We start from the raw sequence: 16,450 nt of genomic DNA, 5'->3' as shown, positions 1-16,450 counted from the left end.
GCCTTGGCTGGCAAGATGCGCCTGAAGAAGGGAGACAGGGATGAACCTTGGTGAACTGCAGGCTGAGTTGCGGCACTTCGCGGCAGAGCGCGACTGGCAGCCGTTTCACACACCCAAGAACCTGACGACGGCCCTGATGGTTGAGGCGGCCGAGCTGGCGGAGATCTTCCAGTGGCAGACGCCTGAGGAGTCCCGGACTGCGCACGAAGACGCCGCGGCCAAGCAACGCATCGGCGAGGAGGTCGCCGATGTGCTCCTCTACCTTCTGCAGGTGGCAGATCACTGCCAGATCGATATGTCGCAGGCGGTGCGGGACAAGCTGGCGAGAAACGCGGTCAAGTACCCGGCGAAACGCGTGATCCCGCGGGTTTCGCCGACGCGCGCATCGGTGCCTGGTACGCATGTGCTGCTGGACTTCGAGAACGTCCAGCCTAGTGATGCGGAGCTGCGGGCGCTGGTCCCGGATGCTGGCCAGGTCTGGGTGTTCCATGGGCCGCACCAGCGGGAGGTCGAAAAGCGCTTCGCATCGTTCGGGACCGGTGCTACGGCCGTGCCGATCAGCAAGTCGGGCAAGAACGCGCTGGACTTCCATCTGTCGTTCTACATGGGCTACATCGCGTCGCGGAACCCCGAGTCGGCGATGGTCGTCGTCGCCAACGACAAGGGCTACGAGCCCATGTTGGAGCATGCAAAGGCGATGGGCTTCGTGGTGCGCCGACAGCCCCATGGCGAGGTGAAACCACCAGCGAAGAAGGCCGCGGCGAAGAAGGTGGCCGCCAAGAAGGCGCCAGCTAAGAAGGTTGCTGCGAAGAAGGCCGCAACGAAGAAGGCGGTGGCCAAGCCGGTCGCTGCGAAGAAGCCAGTTGCCAAGACGCCAGCGTCTTCGTCAGCGGCGAAGAAGGCGTCGCCGCCGAAGGTCGTGCCTGCCAAGAAGGCGGAAGCTCCCACACCGGCTGGGGCAAGGGGCGTGGCGGCTGGGCCAGGCAAAGTGTTGGCCGTTCCGGCCGCTGTGGCGCCGAGTGGCACCGGCGCTGTCCCTGCGTCCCCGTCGCCGAAGAAGTCGGTGTCCGACGCCGACATCAAGAGGATCACCGAGAACCTTCGCAAGGTCGGTGTCAATCGCCCGACGAAGCCGGCCGCGCTGCGGCGCTTGTTGAAGTCGCTGCTCGCCGCCGAGACCGGCGACGCCTCGATCGAGGTGGCCCTCGACAAGCTGGTTGCGGCCGGCACCGTGGTGATCAACGCCGAGAGCGACGTCAAGTACCCGTTGTTCGAGTCCGCTGCGGGGGCCGGAGCCGGCGCGTCGTAGGGCTCCGCTGCGCGGTTCGCTGGGTGGAGTCCGATGCGACTTACATGAGCTCGAAGGGCGACAGGACTCCGGCGAGGTGTCCGGGGTGCTGCTTGTCGACAACCAGCCAGAGGGTTGGTCCCTTCTGAACCTTCGCACGCTCCAGCACCTCGGCGATCGTCGTGTCTTCGTGCAGCAGATCCGCCTCACGCAGTCTGACCAGCTGCATGCCAGCTGCCTTCGCATCCTGAATCGGCTGGGCGAGGCGATCCTTCTTGCCGTCTCCGTTCAGGAACTTGGCCAGGCCGATCTCCGACACGAGCCACCACGACCTACCGATGCGCACGGGCAGGAAGGAGAACGAGTGCATCAACATGAGTTGCCGGGCCTGGGCGACCGGTTGCCAGGGCTCAACGGTCATGGGTGACTTGACCATCACGTCCTTGACCTTCCTCTCGAAGTTCGCCATCAGTGCTTCCTCCAATCCGATGCTCAGCTCGATTGCGGCTTCGGTTGCGTGGCGCGCGTAGGCGCCGATGTGCATTGCGTCGTTGCGGGCCGTCTGGACCGTCTTGAAGAGCGCCTCGAACGACTTGAACGTCGAGGGGAAGCGTTCGGGCAGGCCCGTCAGTAGCGGCGAGTTCGCCGCGCAGATGGCAAGCTTGGGTCTGTAGTGCTCGAGTGCTGCCTGTTTGCCGTGCAGCCGAAGGCCCAGGGCCTCAAGTGCGAAGCAGATAGCGCCAAAGCCCTCGGCATCGGCCAGGGCGGCGTAGCGCGCCTCGCGAAAGCGGTCGCGGTAGTAGACCCGCTCGCCGGGATTGAGGTCCTTCGGCGAGGAGCTCAGTCGGGATAGTGGACTGGGGAGCATGCTGTGGTCTGGTTGGCTCGGCGAGAGAGGATGGTAGTTGGTAGTTCTCGTGGGTGGGCTGGCTGTGGGAGCGGTGGCGACCTCTGTTGGCGTGGTGTCGATCAGGAGGTTCTTCCCGGGCGTGTCCCCGCTGCGCGGGGCCGGGCTGTTGCGCGGCGCGTCGAGCCGCTGTCAAAGGCCCAGCGTCTCGCCCCTGTCGGGCGGCCATCCCTCACGCGAACACGGCCAGGCCGGCGAAGCCGGCGGTCCTTGTGAGGCGTCCCTGTCCCCTGCCCGGGGATCGCGGGCCCTGGTTCCTTCACGCTACGCGTGAACGACGCCCGCTTGGCGAACTGGCCGGCTTGCAGGTCGCTACGCTGCGCTTCGCTCGGTGCGGCGCCCGCCAGATCGCCACCCCGGGCACCCGCCATGCCCGGAGCCGGGCCGCTGAAGACCAAATGCGTTGAATTGCCCGCAGCAGCTAAGCCGCTGCAAAGCCAGCGATCAGCGGCTCGACCGCCGCGCCAGTCGCTCGCCTGTGGCTCGCTCGGTGGCACGTCGGCCGCAGAGTCGCCGCTGCTCGTGGTCGTTTGGTCGGCTGCGCTGCAACCGCTGCGCCAGGCGAGCTGGCACATCGGCCGCGACGCTGCGCCGCCCGTGGGGAACATGGGGGAGGGCAGCCCGTGCGCCAGTCGTCCCACCGCGCTCCCCCCACGCGCCCCCGTCGAATTGCGAGGGGGACTTGTGGGGGGATCTTCAAGCGGTGGGCCGGGAAACCGGCTCACTGCTTCGGCTGCGAAGAGGCGCACCCATCCCCCACCCCTTCCCTCCCGAGGGAAGGGGCCATCCCCCACCCCCCGCCCGCCCCAGGGCGGGTGCGAGGTGAGTCCGAGCGAGAGGATCAGTTGTCAGGGAACCCGGACCGGGACCCGGCTGGTGGCTCTCGTTTGGAGATCGTCATGGCTCAAGTTTCTGTCACCCAGCGTCACGCCCACCTGGCCGGCGCCGTCAAGCTCGAACTCGTCAACGGCCGCGAAGGCAAGATCGCCAAGGCGGTGTTGACCGCGATCAGCAACACCCGGCGCGGTTCGGGCGAAGCCCGCGAGGAGGAATCCACCGCGATTCAGTGGACGCTCTGGGGCAAGCAGGCCGAGAACGCGGCGGAGTACCTGGGCAAGGGCTCGCACGTCAACATCGTCGGGCGGCTGCGCAACAACAACTACGAGAAGGACGGCGAAACCGTCTACGGCATGGCGTTCACGGCCGAGGAGATCGACTACCTCGACAGCCGTGCCGAGTCCGAAGCGCGCCGCAGCGGTGGCCCCGGTGCCGAAGGCGGCACCAGCAGCGCCGAGCGCCCCAGCACCCCCGCCGCGAGCCGCAAGCCCCGCAGCGGTCGCCAGCCGGCGCACGCCGACGCCTGACCCCTGACCGGGTGGGCGCCATGTTGGTCAATAGGCCAACGAGCCGCGCTCGCCCTTCGAAGCTCCATCAACGATCGAAGGAAACCACCATGTACTCGACCCCGACCCTGGCGACCCGCTTTGCCCGCAACACCCGCGTGGTGCGCGGCGACCAGCCGCTGAGCGAAGACCAGATGCGCGCCGCGGCGCCGTCCATCTTTGCCGAGGGCAAGCACGCCAGCCGCTCTGAGCGCTACACCTACATCCCCACCATCGACGTGCTGCGCGGCCTGCGCAAGGAGGGTTTCGAGCCCTTCATGGTCGCCCAGGGCGCCAGCCGCGTCGAAGGCAAGGCGGAGTTCACCAAGCACCTGATCCGCATGCGCCATGCCGGACAGGTCCAGGCCCGTCCCGAGGCTAACGAGATCATCCTGATCAACAGCCACGATGGCGCCAGCTCGTACCAAATGCTGGCCGGTCTCTTCAGGTTCGTTTGCTGTAACGGCCTGGTGGTAGGCCAGGTGGTGGACGACATCCGTATCCCTCACAAGGGCAACATCCAGGGCGAGGTGATCGAGGGAGCGTTTCGCGTGCTGGGTGAGTTCGAGGCGGTGAACCAGCACACCGAGGCGATGAAGGCCCTGCAGCTGCAACCGGCCGAGGAGATGGCCTTCGCGACGGCAGCCCTGGCGCTGCGCTTTGGTGAGCGCCAGACAGAGGAGGGCGACGACCTGGCCCCGGCCCCGGTCACTGCCCAGCAGCTGAACGAAGCGCGCCGACCCGAGGACATCGGCCGCAGCCTGTGGACCACCTTCCAGCGCGTGCAGGAAAACGTCATCCGAGGCGGCCAGCCCGGCCGCAGCGCGCAAGGGCGCCGCCTGCAGACCCGGCCGGTGGGCAGCATCGACCGTGGCGTGAGCCTGAACCGTGCGCTGTGGATGCTGGCCGAGGAGATGCGCAGGCTGAAGGCCTGATACAGGCCAGCGCGCCAGATTCAGCACCGAATCTGGCGCCTTGGCCAAGCCCGATCCGCCCGACGATTGGGCGGGTCGACCTGTCACCTCGATCGAGGAGTTGCCCATGCCGTCCGAAGACCTCCCCGCCGTGCTCAGGCAGCTCGACGCCCGTTCGCGCCAGGCCACTCAGGCCGGCGCCCAGGCCTTCGCGCGCCTGCTCACGCTGACCGAGCAGGGCGACTCCGGCCAGATCCGGCGCATCGCGGCCTTCCTGGCCGCGACCTACAACGGCCGGGCGTTTCCGTTGGACCTGTACGAGCTGCGCGCCGTCGACATCGCCATCAGCGACGACATGCTGTGCTGCCTGGACGCGCTGCGCTGGGGCCGCGCCGACCTGCACACCCTGGTCCCCGACGGGGACGCCCGGGTGCGGTCGGTCATCGCGCGCTGGGGACTGCGCTGGCCCAGCCCGGCCTGAGGCGCCCTGCCGCCTGCTGGTGGACAAGGCTGGCAGTGGTCCATCGCCGCGCGGGCCGGCTGGCGCCGGCCCGCGCAAGGGTCCGCGCCGTGCTCGCCTTCGGCTGCACGGCACGCTGGTGCTTGCCGCCAGCGCCCAGCTTGGCCCTGGCCTTCGGCCTCGGGCGCCAGGCCAGGGCACCGGCGGACATAGCAAAGCCCGATGGAGTGACTCGACCCTCAGCGCGCCCACCACCAAGCCGCCAAGGCCCAGGTGACGCCAGACGCGACGCCGGCCGTGGCCGCGTGCGTCAGCCAGGTCTGCCAGGGGTGGGCGCCACGGTGGGCCAGATTTGCCAGGTGCTGCATCGGGATCGCCACCCGGTGCAGGGCCGGCCCCACCTCGGTCCTGAACAGCATGCGCGCCGCTTCTTCCATCGCACGGATCTGCGTCTGGGCCGATTCGCGGGCCAGCTCTTCCGTTCGGCGGGCGATGTGTTTGAGCGCCTGCGCCTTGGCGTTCTCGGTGAGCACAGCCATGCGGCGCTCGTAGGCGTCCACCTGGTCGGCGAGGCTGTTGCCGGCGCCAACCACCGCCAGCCGACTGGCCTCCAGCGCCGGGGCCACGGCTTCCAGCCGCTCCAGCAGCGCCGCCATCTCGCCCAGCGCTTCGGCGATCAGCGCCTCGCGCGCAGAGCTCGGGGCCGTCATGCCGCGGCCGCCTCCAGGGTCAGCGCCGCAAAGCAGGCGTCCAACTCAGGCAGCACGCCCAGGGCCAGCCGGCGGGTGGCCAGTTTCTGGGCCCAGGCGATCTTCTCGGCGGCATCCCCGGCCTGGGCGATGAGCGCCTTGTAGTCCGTCGTGTCACGCACCAACCCTCCGAGGTCCATGCCCGTGCTCTTCAGCCGCCTGTAGATCTCGTTCGTGCCCAGCCGGCAGGCCAGGTCAGCCTGCGCGACAGGATGCTCCGCCACGAAACTCAGCAAGGGATGGAAGCTGCGCGCCAGTTCGTCGCGATCGTCAACCATGTTGAACAGCAGCCGAACCCGGGAGGCGGGTACGCCGATGCGGGCGAGCTCCACGAGCGTGGCGATGGTGTCTTGCTGCTGCTTGAAGGCCGGCACGGTCGGCACGACGAAGGCATCGAAGTCCTCGTGGCTGCCGCGGTACTGGTGCATCAGCGCCAGCAGTTGCTCGACATTGCTGGCACCGATGTCGACGACCGCGCTGCTGACGGTCTGCAGGTACTCCTGCAGGTCGGCAAACTGCGCGCCGCGCATCGTCTGCGTCTCGGCCTCGGTCGCGTTGAGGCTCTCCACGCAGATCAGCTCGGCGCCTTCGACGCGCGGCTGCAAGAGGTGGCGGGCGACGGTGGACTTGCCCACGTTGCCCGAGAAGTTGATGACGGCGATCTTCATCCTGGGTCCTTTCGACGCATGAAGGGGTTGGTGATCTGGGTGGCCATGTAGGCCTTGGCGACGTCCTCGCCCTTGGGGCCGCCGGTGAAGCTGGGGGCAGCGATCGGAGCAGGGGCTGGCGGATGGGCGGAACGCGCGGGGGCAGCGGCTTTCTGGGGATGCGGCGTCGCGTCGACTTCTGCAGCCTGCGCGATCTGATCCATCTGGGCGTGGTCGGACTCCTCAGCGGGAGAGGAGGGCTGCCGCCGCCTGGCCTTCGTCACCTCCCGGTGCACTGTGCTGCGGCTGACCTTGACGCCGACCTTGGCCAGCGCGCTGCGAATGGCTTGCAGCGTGTAGCCCGCCGCATGCAGGCGGCCGATCTCGTCGGAGAAGGAGCGCGCCTTGCGCGTGCTGCGCCCCGGGGGCTGGTCAGGTACCAGTCGAACGCTGCTGGCGCAGCCTGGGGCGTTGACGCTATCGCCGCATGCTGGTTCGCCCGAGTTCGCCGCCTTGGGAGCTGTCGAGTCGATATTGTTCAAGGCGAATTCCGCTGTGTCCTGAGGTCAGTGGGGCTGCGGTGCAGACCGTCCGGTTCGCATGCGTCGCGGGCGTGTTCCTCTTGCGTTCGATGCCGTCAGACATTCGCACCGCTGCTGTCCCGGTCCGGTCCTGCCCTGTCTCGATCACGTCCCGGGGGATTCCCGGGTCAGTCTCGCTCCAGCACCAGCGCGTCCCGCTGGCACGGAATCTTGGCCCGACGCGGGCCGCCGGGACTGCAGCATTTGCCCCGGAATCTCGCAGGCAGGCTGCGTGGATTCGGGCCAATACTGGTCTTCAAGGTGAGTGCAGAGATAGGCGGCCCGCCGCCAGTTTCACAAGCGCTTCGCGACCCTCCATTCGTCGGCTCATGAACACCATTGCCCATGACTTCGTTACGGTAGATATGCGCGGCTTGAAGGCTGCGCTGGTGGCGCGTGCGCAGGCCGATCGGGTCAGCGTGTCGGTGCTGGTCCGTGGCGCGGTGGCGCGTGATCTCGGGGTCGAATTGGAAGGCGAAGCGAGCCGCATGGATGCGCCGACAGCTGGTTCGGCGAGTGCTGCGACCGTCAAGCTGTCGATTCGACTGTCGGCCGAGGAGGCTCGCCAGCTCGCCGCGGGCGCGCGCGCTGCGGGCCTGTCGCGTGGCGCCTACCTGGCAGGCCTGATAGCCGACGTGCCCGTGCTGTCTGCCGGTGGCGGGCGCGACGCTCACCTTGCGGCGCTGACCGCCTCCTGCGCCGAGCTGGCCACCCTCAGCCGCAACGTCCACCGGCTGAGCGCGCTGCTGCGCCAGGCCGATGCCGAGTCGGCCCGCGCCTACCGAGGGCTGCTGGACACGGTAGCCGGTCAGGTTCGCTCGCACCTGGAGCGTGTGGCACCGGTCCTGTCAGCACTGCAGCCACGGGCCCGGCCAAGCGCGCCATCTCGGCCAACCCAAGCCAATCCTTGAACCACGAACCTGAGGAGACGCCCATGGCCTTGCCCCACGACATCGACGGCATGCTGGTCACCTGGGGGGATCGGCTGTTCTACCCAGGCAATCGCAGCGTACGGGCACCCCGTGAGCCCAGGCTGAACCCGGACGCGATGCGCCAGCGAGCCGCCGTCATCCGCCGGAGCATCGAAGCCACCGTGGTGCGACGGGCGCCTCAGGTGATGGTCAAGGTGACCGGGGGAGGGCGGGGCATGAAGGCCATCGTGGCGCACCTGCGCTACATCAGCAAGAACGGTCGGCTGGAGATCGAGGACCAGCGAGGCGAGACGATGCGGGGCAAAGACAGCCTGCACGACCTGGCCGACGAGTGGCGTTGGGGCGGTTCGAAGATTCCGGAGGAGTCTGCACCGGGTCAGCGGCGCGAGGCCTACAACATCATGCTGTCCATGCCGCGAGGCACCGACCCGCTGGCGGTGCAGCGCGCGGCACGCGAGTTCGCAAGGGTCGAACTGGCCGAGCACACCTATGTGATGGTGCTGCACGACCACCAGGCCAACCCGCATGTGCACATCAGCGTGCGGGCAGAGTCACGCCAGGGCCGGCGGCTCAATCCGCGCAAGGCTGATCTGCATCGCTGGCGCGAGACGTTTGCGGAGAAGCTGCGCGGGTACGGGGTCGAGGCTGAAGCGACGCGGCAGGCTACACGTGGCACGAGCAGGAACTATGAACCCCTGTGGCGCCTGAAAGCAGGCCAGGAGGGGCGGCTTCATACGGTCAGATCCAGTAGCAAGCGCAGCAGTGTTGCCGTTGCGGCGCGGGCGGAGGCAGTCGAGGCCTGGAAGCAACTGGGCCAGGCGCTGGCCACGTCTGGAGACTTGGCTGATCGGAAGCTTGCGAGGTCCGTCAGCAGCTATGTTCGAGAGATATCTGCAGCTGCGACAACCGACCGATCGGTCGACCATCGCGATCCATCACCGTCGCATGGCCTTCGAGGAGTCGAGTTGCCGCGGTGAATCGGCCACAATGCGAAAAACTTGGCGGCCCGCCAATTTCGCCTTGGCGCGGCCATGACCGGTGTTCAATCCGAAACGGATTGTGCTGCAGGGAGGCTGCGCTTGTCGATGTCTTGGGGACTACTGGGCCCGGCTACGGTTGCCGACGAGCGCCGTGTCAGAACGTTGGGTCTGGGCGCGGCCGTCCGTAGGTTCAACGAACTGGCCGTACCAGGGCTCGGGTCGGTCTGGTTCGGCAAGCAACTCGTCCTAGCCACCCTGGGCATTCACGTTGCCGAGTTGGCGCGCGAGGCCGGCTCAAGGGTCAGTAACGTGGAATGTGCCAATGCAATCGAAGCGCTGGCATGCTGGCTGGCCATTGGTCGGCGCGATCCTCAGTCGGGCTCGGATGACCGACCGGACCCACGTCTGCGTGGCACGTCGAAGCTACCGCGCGAGCACGGCATGGAATTCAAAGCTGTGCGCCATCGCAGCTTTTATGTCAGCCAGCCGATGCGCATGGGCACCACTTCGGCCCTTCAGCCTTTGGGCTTGGCTGCAGGGGGCACGCGCCGATTCAACGCCTTGGAGGCGACCGATACGGGTCGAGCCGTGCTGCGCGCGGCATTCCAGGGGTACTCCCCCGCCAATGTGCCCTTGGTCGAGCATTTGCTCAATTGGGTCCGTGGGGCAGAATTGAAGTTGAGGTCCGAAAGATTGATCAGCGCGCTGTCGCCCCGCATGGCGCTCGAATCTGAAGCCTGCGCTGCGCTGCGCGCCTGCCTGCAGGCGGGCTCCGCTGGTGAGCCCTCAGTTGATACGCGAAGGCGGCGTGCCGCGCTCGACTGGGTGGACCTGTCGCGCCGTAGCCCGAAACGCTGGGCCTGGGCAGATCGGCCAGACCCGATCGAGCCCGATCACTGGCACGACCTGCAGGCGGGCGCCAATCTCTTCGCGTTGCGCGACCAGGCCCTGGCCCTGCTGGATGCCGTGGAAGTGCAGGTAGCCGCCACACCGCGCGAATGCCTGCCGATGGGTGCTCCGCTGGCTCAGCCAGTACTGGTGGCCCTCAACGGGCTGCGCACGCTGGCTGGATCCTTCCTCGACCTGAACCATGCCGACCCCGACGCCACCGACTTCTGCCGCCAGTGCGTGCAGCTATCCGACACGGCCGTGTTGAAGCATTTGGTGCAACGTGACGGCCGTGTGCTCCGCCTTGCGCATAACGAGGTTCGGCCCGGCGGCGCGTTTCGGCGAGGGGCGCCGCCAGCGCCGGCCGACGATGCCAACGAACCTTCCGCTGCTCCGCAGCCCTCTGCCATGGACACGCTGGCCTGGCCGTCGGGAACCTCGTTTCGCATCCACAACCTGTTCCTGCTGAATCTGGATCTCCACAACGAGTTGGACGGATGGCTGCAAACCCACGGCCGAGCGAGGCTGGACACATGACGCGCCCTTCGTTGCTGCAGCACTTCGATGCGCCCGAGGGGCATGTCGGCGCCTTCGGCTGGCTTTGCGGCTACTCTGCCGACGCGCCCTTCATGGTGGACGCCACCGATCGCTTCACCCTCACCACCCGGCATCAGCGCGCGGCGTCCGGCCGAGTGGTGCTGGCCTTGGTGCTGGACCCAGGTCAGCCTCGCCTGGCCTGGGGCGATGTGCCGGGTGTCGTGCACTTGCCGGTGTATGCCGCCGACGCATTGCCCTTCAACCTGCTGCATGCCAAGGTGGCGCTGCTGGGTTTCCGCTGCGAGGACGCGGAGCCCGGCTGGCGTCTGCGCCTGATCGTGTCCACCGGTAACTGGACCACCCAGACCGTAGAAGAGAGCCTGGACATGGCCTGGTGCGTCGAGGTCGACCATGCCGAGCTGCAAGAACCCGACGACGACGCCCGTCTGCGCTGCGCCGATATCGCAGCGGCCGCCGATCTGCTGATCTGGCTTAGGAGGTACTTCGATCAGCGCCTGCTCGTAGCCTCGGTCCGACAGTCCGATGGGCCCACCTTGGCGCTGATCGCAGGCCTGGACGATGGTGCTGCGGCTTGCGCGCGGGTTGGCAGTGGCGTTAAACCGCGGTTTCTCGACTCGCGAGCCCTGAGCCTGCTCGATCAGTTGCCCGACTGGGTGGCCCACCACGCCGGCGCGAAGCGGCGCAGCCATCTGGTCATGGGCTCGGGCTTCTATGAGGGCCATGCCAACCCTGATGCGCTGCCCAGTGTTCCCGCCGGGATCGTCACCACGCTGCGACGCAACAGCCTGCTCACCAAGACCAGCAGGGTCGAACTGGTGGTCAACGAATCTGGCTGCCAGGCGATTGCCGCGTCGCGCGAGGCCATTGCAAGCGAAGGCTGGGGCTTGCTGCCGCCCAGCCGTGCCGAACACCTCTTTGGTGCCGATCACAAGCGGACCCTGCACGCCAAGTTCATCATCAGCTGGAATCCGAGCCCGTCGAATCCGAACCTGTGTACCAGCGGCTGGCTCTACCTGGGTTCCGGCAATCTCACGAACCCAGGCTTCTGCAAGGCAGCCATCTCAAAGGCCGGAAATCTTGAAGCCGGCGTGGTGTTGGCCACTGGCGATTTGGCCTTGATGCCTGATCGGCGCGACCCTGAGCGCTCCTCCATCGCCCATCTCCTGCCCTTCGAGCCAGGATCGGCTCTGTCCGACGCCGCGGTGCTGGCCGCGGGAGCCGAGATGCCTGAGCGGCCGCCGGCCTGGGTGGCGCCCTTGGTGGCCTTCCTACAGTGGCAGCCAGGCCCTGCCGCGCCGCGTCTCTTCACGACCGACCCTGTGCCCGCCGGCATTGAGCTGCTCGACCCTCAGGGACAGCCCTGTAGTAGCGAAGCCGGCGCCTGGATCTGGCCCGATCCAGTGTGCCCGCCCCAGGCCTGCCTGCGCTGCCCTGGACAGCCGGAAACCTGGATCCCCGTGATCGACGAGTTCGGCCGCATTGCGCCCGTGCCGCTGCCAGCGATGGACGTCCAGGACATCACCAGCGCCCTCGGGGCCTACCCCGCGGCGCCGGAGGACGCCAGCCCGGACGATGACGAACACCTCGATGGCCCCTTGAGCGCGCGTCCAGGGGCGCCCGAGACGGCAGCCTCCGGCGCAGGACAGTACGCCACACGGCAGATGATGCAGTTGATCGATACCATCGCGCGTCGGCAGGTGCTCATTCCCGCCGCCGACTGGCGCGCTTGGTGCCTGCGACTGGAGCAGTTGATGATCCTCGCCAAGGACAGCGATACGGTCCAGCGCTTCAAGAGACTGCCGTTTCACCCGCTGCAGCCGCTGACGGACGACAGTTTCCGGCCGGAGCACGCCCTCGCCGGCTCAACAGGCGCCGCCCAGGCTTACTTGGAGGCGCTGCACCGCATCGCTCAGGCCTGGGGCTTGCCTCCCTTGCACTCGGGAGGCAGACCATGACTCGCGCGCCGCGTTTCGCTGGCTGGGGCCAGGTTGCTGATGCACTGCGCGAGATGGCCAGCACTCCGCAACCTGGCGGAGAGGCCCCGCAGGCGCTGAACGAGGGCCAACGCCGCAGCCTGCGCGTTGTTGCCGAGCGCTTGGTGAACCACGGACTGCTGGTGGCCGACGAAGTGGGTATGGGCAAGACGCGCATCGCCGTGATGACGGCCAAGGCGGTGATCGAGGCCGGGGGCCGAGTAGCGGTGCTGATTCCGCCAGGCTTGGGCTACCAATGGGTGGACGAGTTCAAGCACGGCCAGGTGATGTGCCAGCCGGTGTTGAGAAGCCTAAGGCAGTACCTCGATGCCTGGGCGGTTGACGAGGCGAAGTCCGACGACCCGCCGGCCCATCCCTGGGCCTCGCAAAATGTGCTGCTTGTTTCCCACAGTTTCACCAACTGGCGTCTGGGTGCCAAGTCCGAGGCGTGGCGGTGGGTGTTGCTGCCGGAGTTGTATGCGCACTGGCGAGCGGCCACCACTGGCCGCCTGCCCAACGGCTACCACGGTGACGACCGTGCCACGGATGACCGCGCTCGCCGTGCTGCCGCCGATATCGTGCGGATCGCGAAGCGCCGTGACGGCAACGCCGAACGCCGGTTGATGGACGAGTTGATCGAGGGAACACCGTGGAAGCTCTCCTTAGAGGCCGCCGAGTACGCAAAGACCGGTACCTTGCGCCACTGGCTTGAGCAGGCGGTGGGTCTCGGTCTTGGGCACTTTGATCTAGTCATCATCGACGAAGCGCACAAGAGCCGGGGCGAAGAGTCGGGCCTGACGCGCCTGCTCGATCAGGTCATTCTGGCCCAGCCAGAAGCGCGCCGCCTTGGCATGACCGCCACGCCCATTGAACTGGCAGCCACCCAATGGCATCACACCCTTCAGCGCATCGGCGTGGCTGCGGCCCCCCTTGAGCCGGCGATCCGTGCCTATGCAGAGGCAGTCGAGCAAGTCCGCGCGTTGCCCGCACAAGCCGAGGCACGCCACAGACTTGCTGAGGCTGCCCAGCTCTTCCATGCCGCATTGAGCCCCTATGTGTTGCGCCGCGACAAGCGCGAGGCCGAGTCGGTCATCGCCTTCCAACGGGGCACCGGTCTGCCCGCCCATGCCTACCGCGAGCATCAGCCGGTGCTGGTGCCGATGGAGTCGCTCTCGGCGCCCTGGGCCCGTGCACTTTGCGCGGCCGAGGCGCTGTCGCTGATGGGCGGCCAAGTGACGGGTGCCGCCGCACAACGTCTGCGCCTGAGCCTGGGCAGCGGGCATGGTCTGAGTGCCGTACTGGATGCAGGAGCTCGCGCCGCGGCATCCGACGAGGAATTGTCTGCCGACGCTGACCCTGAGAAGGACCACTCCGATGTGGACGAGGCGGTGCTCGCCGCCGACAAGACGCAGGCCCGAGTAACCTATTGGCTCGGCCTGCTGCGCCAGACCTTTGACCGCAGCGCCGATGCGCTGTACGAGCACCCAGGTCTTCGGGCAGCCATACAGGCCATTGAGGCAGCCGACGCCGAGGGCGAGAAGGTGCTTGTTTTCGGCAGGTTCACGCGGCCGATGGAGGCCCTGGCGCGCATGCTCAACGCACGCGCGCTGCTGCGACACTTGGACCAGCGCCGTCCCTGGGCGCAGTCCACTCTTGACGACGAGGATTGGCACGCAGTTCAACTGGCCCATCGAGATCTGGGCCGCCCTGGCGCCTTCCACCGCGAGGCGTTGCAGGCGCGGCTGGGCGAGCAGTACAAGGCTCTCGAAAACACACGTGAACGTCTACGCGATGGACTTGCTCGCCGCCTGTCTCTCGGCCTGGCTCAACTGCCGCCCAACCCCCGGCTGCGGGCCCTTCAGCAGGCCATGGAGCGTGATCCGCAGCTCAGCCGTTCTACCTTGGCTGCGGCCCTGCACGAACACCTGGGGCCCGGCGCCGAAACCTGCAGCGATCTCGCTTGGGCTCAAGGATTCGAAGACCTGATCAATGCCCTGTGCGACCGAGACGAAGGTGACAGGAACCGTGACGGCAGCCTTGACGATGCCGAGGTGGGGGACTTGTGGGCCAACATTCTCCAGCGCCTGCACGATGAGTACGACGCGCCCACCGGCAGTTTTGCGCGATTGATGCGTGGCAGCACGTCGCAGCCTACTCGGCGCCTACTGCAACTGGCCTTCAACCGCGCACACAGCTTCCCTAGGGTGCTGGTGGCACAGTCCATTGTCGGCCGTGAAGGCCTCAACCTGCATCGCGCCTGTCGTACCGTGCTGCTGCTCCACCCAGAGTGGAATCCGGGCGTTGTCGAGCAGCAGATCGGACGGGTGGACCGCGTGGGCAGCCATTGGGAGCAGATGCTCCATCGAGCGCAGCGTGAAGGGTGGGCGCCTGAGAAGTGGCCCCGCATCCGCGTTTGGCCCCTCGTTTTTCAGGGCACCTACGACGAGTACAACTGGCAGGTTCTGCTAAGGCGATGGGATGATCTGAGATCGCAACTCCACGGGGTAATCCTGCCCGACTCATTGCGAACTGATGACCCCCAGTTCAATCAGAACATAGACAAGATCAATGCACTCGCGCCTTCTTTCTCGCCCTCGCTGTAACCGGTCGAGTCGAAGTGGTTTCCTTGCATACTCGACGTCACGCCGGGTTGTAGTAATCGTGCGCGCTCGCGCCCGGGTGGTGGCAGGAAGGGATGGCAACTGACTGGCACCTGGACAATTGGCACCTGCATGCTTGAGGCAGATCGCGCTTGAAAAAGGAACGGTCTTCGCGAGCTTGCTGCTGCGCTCATTGTGAAGCCAACAGCATTGAAGAAATGACTGTGACTCGTACAGATGCGCCGGGACGGTGGCGCTCTCAGGGTCAATTCGAGACAGGGAGAAAACATGTCAGGCGGAGTCAAAGGCGCAGTTGAAGCAGCGGGCACCACGGCACACCACGCCAAGTACTTTGCATGGGAGCTCACACGTCGTCGTGCGGCTTCAGAGGAAGACCGCCTGGCGCAGTCGCTGTTCGATGCCAGTGTTGACCTGAACCCGCATCAGATCGATGCCGCTCTCTTTGCTCTCAACAACCCCCTCAGCAAGGGCGTGGTGCTGGCCGACGAGGTCGGCCTGGGCAAGACGATCGAAGCCGCGCTGGTGCTGTGCCAACTCTGGGCCGAGCGCCGTCGCCGCCTGCTGGTGTTCTGCCCCGCATCGCTGCGCAAGCAGTGGGCGCAAGAGCTGGCCGACAAGTTCAACCTGCCGTCCGAGGTACTGGACGCGCGCACCTGGCACCTGCTGCGTGAAGGCGGTACCTACGACCCGCTGGACCGCGATGTCATCAGCATCATGTCCATCCACTTCGCAGCCCGAATGGAGGCCCAGCTCGGCGCCGTACCTTGGGACCTGGTCGTCATCGATGAAGCGCACAAGCTGCGCAACGCCCACCGCAAGAGCCATGAAACTGGGCAGGCCCTGAAGCGCGCCTTGGCTGGGCGCAAGAAGCTGCTGTTGACGGCCACGCCCCTGCAGAACTCCCTGATGGAGCTGTACGGCCTGACCTCGCTCATTGACGAAGAAATCTTCGGTGACGAGCGCAGCTTCCGTTCACAGTACAGCAGCATCGACGGCGACATCCATTCGCTGCGTCGCGGACTGCAGCCCTTCATCAAGCGCACCCTGCGGCGCGACGTGCTGGAGTACGTGCCGTACACCCAGCGCCACGCGCTCACCAACCCGTTCTCGCCTGCCGAAGAGGAAGTTCAGTTCTACGAACTGATCTCGGCCTACTTGCGGCGCGATTTCAGCTACAGCAGCCGCTCGACCGCAAGCCGCAAGAGCAGGAGGTTGTAGTTTTCGCCCGTGCTGCGCGACCGATTCAGCAGGCGAGCGAGCACCGAAGCCGAGCGGTCGGCGCTCATCCGGTCAGCGCCTCGAGGTAGGGGCGCATCACGTTGGTCATGCGGTTGACCTTGGCGTAGCGCCACAGGTCATCCATCGTCACTTTTCGCTGCTGCCAGGCCTCGCGAAGGGCTTCGAGCGCCACGTCGAGGCCCACCTTGCTGCGCAGCTTGAAGCAGTCGGTGATGGTCTTGGCGAGGTTGTAGACGCGGACCGGCGCGCCGTCGTGTATCGACCCAGTGAGAACCTGCTCAGGTGTTAATGTCGAAAGGACGACATCATGAGTACGTTGATGGACGAAGAG

At 66.7% G+C, this 16,450-nt stretch carries 15 protein-coding genes; 10 read left to right on the top strand and 5 right to left on the bottom strand.

What is annotated here, in order from left to right; genetic code table 11:
• Window positions 1-40: 40 nt before the first annotated feature.
• Entirely contained in the window at window positions 41-1,309 is a 1,269-nt protein-coding gene (locus tag KAK07_RS21345) for a nucleotide pyrophosphohydrolase (RefSeq protein WP_210857149.1), read from the top strand.
• A 40-nt stretch (window positions 1,310-1,349) separates the two neighbouring features.
• Here the strand turns inward: KAK07_RS21345 and KAK07_RS21340 are convergent, their stop codons facing one another.
• A complete protein-coding gene (locus KAK07_RS21340; RefSeq protein WP_210863126.1) occupies window positions 1,350-2,156 on the bottom strand; it encodes a CBS domain-containing protein in 807 nt (268 codons plus the stop codon).
• Between the two features lie 938 nt (window positions 2,157-3,094).
• Between KAK07_RS21340 and KAK07_RS21335 the strand changes: the two genes are divergently transcribed.
• From KAK07_RS21335 to KAK07_RS21325, 3 genes are all read left to right on the top strand, one after another.
• The gene (locus KAK07_RS21335; RefSeq protein ID WP_210857151.1) at window positions 3,095-3,559 is read left to right on the top strand and encodes a single-stranded DNA-binding protein; all 465 of its coding nucleotides are present in this window, start codon (window positions 3,095-3,097) and stop codon (window positions 3,557-3,559) included.
• A gap of 89 nt (window positions 3,560-3,648) precedes the next feature.
• Complete coding sequence (locus KAK07_RS21330) at window positions 3,649-4,512, top strand: DUF932 domain-containing protein (RefSeq protein ID WP_210857152.1); 864 nt, start codon at window positions 3,649-3,651, stop codon at window positions 4,510-4,512.
• Window positions 4,513-4,618: 106 nt separating this feature from the next.
• Window positions 4,619-4,972, top strand: coding sequence for a DUF7673 family protein (locus KAK07_RS21325; RefSeq protein ID WP_210857153.1), 354 nt, complete (start codon window positions 4,619-4,621; stop codon window positions 4,970-4,972).
• A gap of 218 nt (window positions 4,973-5,190) precedes the next feature.
• Here KAK07_RS21325 and KAK07_RS21320 read toward each other — a convergent pair whose 3' ends face one another.
• From KAK07_RS21320 to KAK07_RS21310, 3 genes are read right to left on the bottom strand one after another with little or no spacing between them, the layout of a single operon-like run.
• On the bottom strand, window positions 5,191-5,661 hold the full coding sequence (locus tag KAK07_RS21320) for a hypothetical protein (protein WP_210863124.1): 471 nt from the start codon (window positions 5,659-5,661) through the stop codon (window positions 5,191-5,193).
• A complete protein-coding gene (gene stbB / locus KAK07_RS21315; RefSeq protein WP_210857155.1) occupies window positions 5,658-6,368 on the bottom strand; it encodes a StbB family protein in 711 nt (236 codons plus the stop codon). Before stbB ends, KAK07_RS21320 begins: the two co-directional genes overlap by 4 nt.
• The gene (locus KAK07_RS21310) at window positions 6,365-6,889 is read right to left on the bottom strand and encodes a helix-turn-helix domain-containing protein (protein ID WP_210857156.1); all 525 of its coding nucleotides are present in this window, start codon (window positions 6,887-6,889) and stop codon (window positions 6,365-6,367) included. The genes stbB and KAK07_RS21310 overlap by 4 nt, the downstream gene beginning before the upstream one ends.
• A gap of 368 nt (window positions 6,890-7,257) precedes the next feature.
• Here KAK07_RS21310 and KAK07_RS21305 point away from each other — a divergent pair, with 368 nt between their 5' ends.
• From KAK07_RS21305 to KAK07_RS21280, 6 genes are all read left to right on the top strand, one after another.
• Window positions 7,258-7,839 carry a hypothetical protein gene (locus tag KAK07_RS21305; RefSeq protein ID WP_210857157.1) on the top strand — a complete coding sequence of 194 codons (582 nt, stop codon included), beginning with the start codon at window positions 7,258-7,260 and terminating at the stop codon, window positions 7,837-7,839.
• Window positions 7,840-7,862: 23 nt separating this feature from the next.
• The gene (locus KAK07_RS21300; RefSeq protein ID WP_210857158.1) at window positions 7,863-8,837 is read left to right on the top strand and encodes a relaxase/mobilization nuclease domain-containing protein; all 975 of its coding nucleotides are present in this window, start codon (window positions 7,863-7,865) and stop codon (window positions 8,835-8,837) included.
• A 21-nt stretch (window positions 8,838-8,858) separates the two neighbouring features.
• Entirely contained in the window at window positions 8,859-10,265 is a 1,407-nt protein-coding gene (locus KAK07_RS21295) for a hypothetical protein (protein WP_210857159.1), read from the top strand.
• The gene (locus KAK07_RS21290; protein ID WP_210863122.1) at window positions 10,262-12,241 is read left to right on the top strand and encodes a phospholipase D-like domain-containing protein; all 1,980 of its coding nucleotides are present in this window, start codon (window positions 10,262-10,264) and stop codon (window positions 12,239-12,241) included. Before KAK07_RS21295 ends, KAK07_RS21290 begins: the two co-directional genes overlap by 4 nt.
• Entirely contained in the window at window positions 12,238-14,862 is a 2,625-nt protein-coding gene (locus KAK07_RS21285; RefSeq protein WP_210857161.1) for a DEAD/DEAH box helicase family protein, read from the top strand. The genes KAK07_RS21290 and KAK07_RS21285 overlap by 4 nt, the downstream gene beginning before the upstream one ends.
• Window positions 14,863-15,147: 285 nt before the next feature.
• Window positions 15,148-16,098, top strand: coding sequence for a DEAD/DEAH box helicase (locus KAK07_RS21280; protein WP_210857162.1), 951 nt, complete (start codon window positions 15,148-15,150; stop codon window positions 16,096-16,098).
• 64 nt (window positions 16,099-16,162) lie between these two features.
• Here the strand turns inward: KAK07_RS21280 and KAK07_RS21275 are convergent.
• Window positions 16,163-16,450: type IV toxin-antitoxin system AbiEi family antitoxin domain-containing protein (locus KAK07_RS21275; protein WP_445663765.1), on the bottom strand; the 288-nt coding region annotated here is incomplete at its 5' end.

The sequence above is a fragment of the Ideonella alba genome (genome assembly GCF_018069875.1).
Taxonomy (GTDB): domain Bacteria; phylum Pseudomonadota; class Gammaproteobacteria; order Burkholderiales; family Burkholderiaceae_C; genus Ideonella; species Ideonella alba.
Note: the sequence above shows the minus strand (reverse complement) of the source record. Positions and strands in the feature narration are given on the sequence as shown.

What these genes read in the sequence shown, in the direction of transcription:
- KAK07_RS21345 (WP_210857149.1), top strand. Translation starts at nt 41, where the DNA reads ATGAACCTTGGTGAACTGCAGGCTGAGTTGCGGCACTTCGCGGCAGAG.
- KAK07_RS21340 (WP_210863126.1), bottom strand. Translation starts at nt 2,156, where the DNA reads ATGCTCCCCAGTCCACTATCCCGACTGAGCTCCTCGCCGAAGGACCTC.
- KAK07_RS21335 (WP_210857151.1), top strand. Translation starts at nt 3,095, where the DNA reads ATGGCTCAAGTTTCTGTCACCCAGCGTCACGCCCACCTGGCCGGCGCC.
- KAK07_RS21330 (WP_210857152.1), top strand. Translation starts at nt 3,649, where the DNA reads ATGTACTCGACCCCGACCCTGGCGACCCGCTTTGCCCGCAACACCCGC.
- KAK07_RS21325 (WP_210857153.1), top strand. Translation starts at nt 4,619, where the DNA reads ATGCCGTCCGAAGACCTCCCCGCCGTGCTCAGGCAGCTCGACGCCCGT.
- KAK07_RS21320 (WP_210863124.1), bottom strand. Translation starts at nt 5,661, where the DNA reads ATGACGGCCCCGAGCTCTGCGCGCGAGGCGCTGATCGCCGAAGCGCTG.
- stbB (WP_210857155.1), bottom strand. Translation starts at nt 6,368, where the DNA reads ATGAAGATCGCCGTCATCAACTTCTCGGGCAACGTGGGCAAGTCCACC.
- KAK07_RS21305 (WP_210857157.1), top strand. Translation starts at nt 7,258, where the DNA reads ATGAACACCATTGCCCATGACTTCGTTACGGTAGATATGCGCGGCTTG.
- KAK07_RS21300 (WP_210857158.1), top strand. Translation starts at nt 7,863, where the DNA reads ATGGCCTTGCCCCACGACATCGACGGCATGCTGGTCACCTGGGGGGAT.
- KAK07_RS21290 (WP_210863122.1), top strand. Translation starts at nt 10,262, where the DNA reads ATGACGCGCCCTTCGTTGCTGCAGCACTTCGATGCGCCCGAGGGGCAT.
- KAK07_RS21285 (WP_210857161.1), top strand. Translation starts at nt 12,238, where the DNA reads ATGACTCGCGCGCCGCGTTTCGCTGGCTGGGGCCAGGTTGCTGATGCA.
- KAK07_RS21280 (WP_210857162.1), top strand. Translation starts at nt 15,148, where the DNA reads ATGTCAGGCGGAGTCAAAGGCGCAGTTGAAGCAGCGGGCACCACGGCA.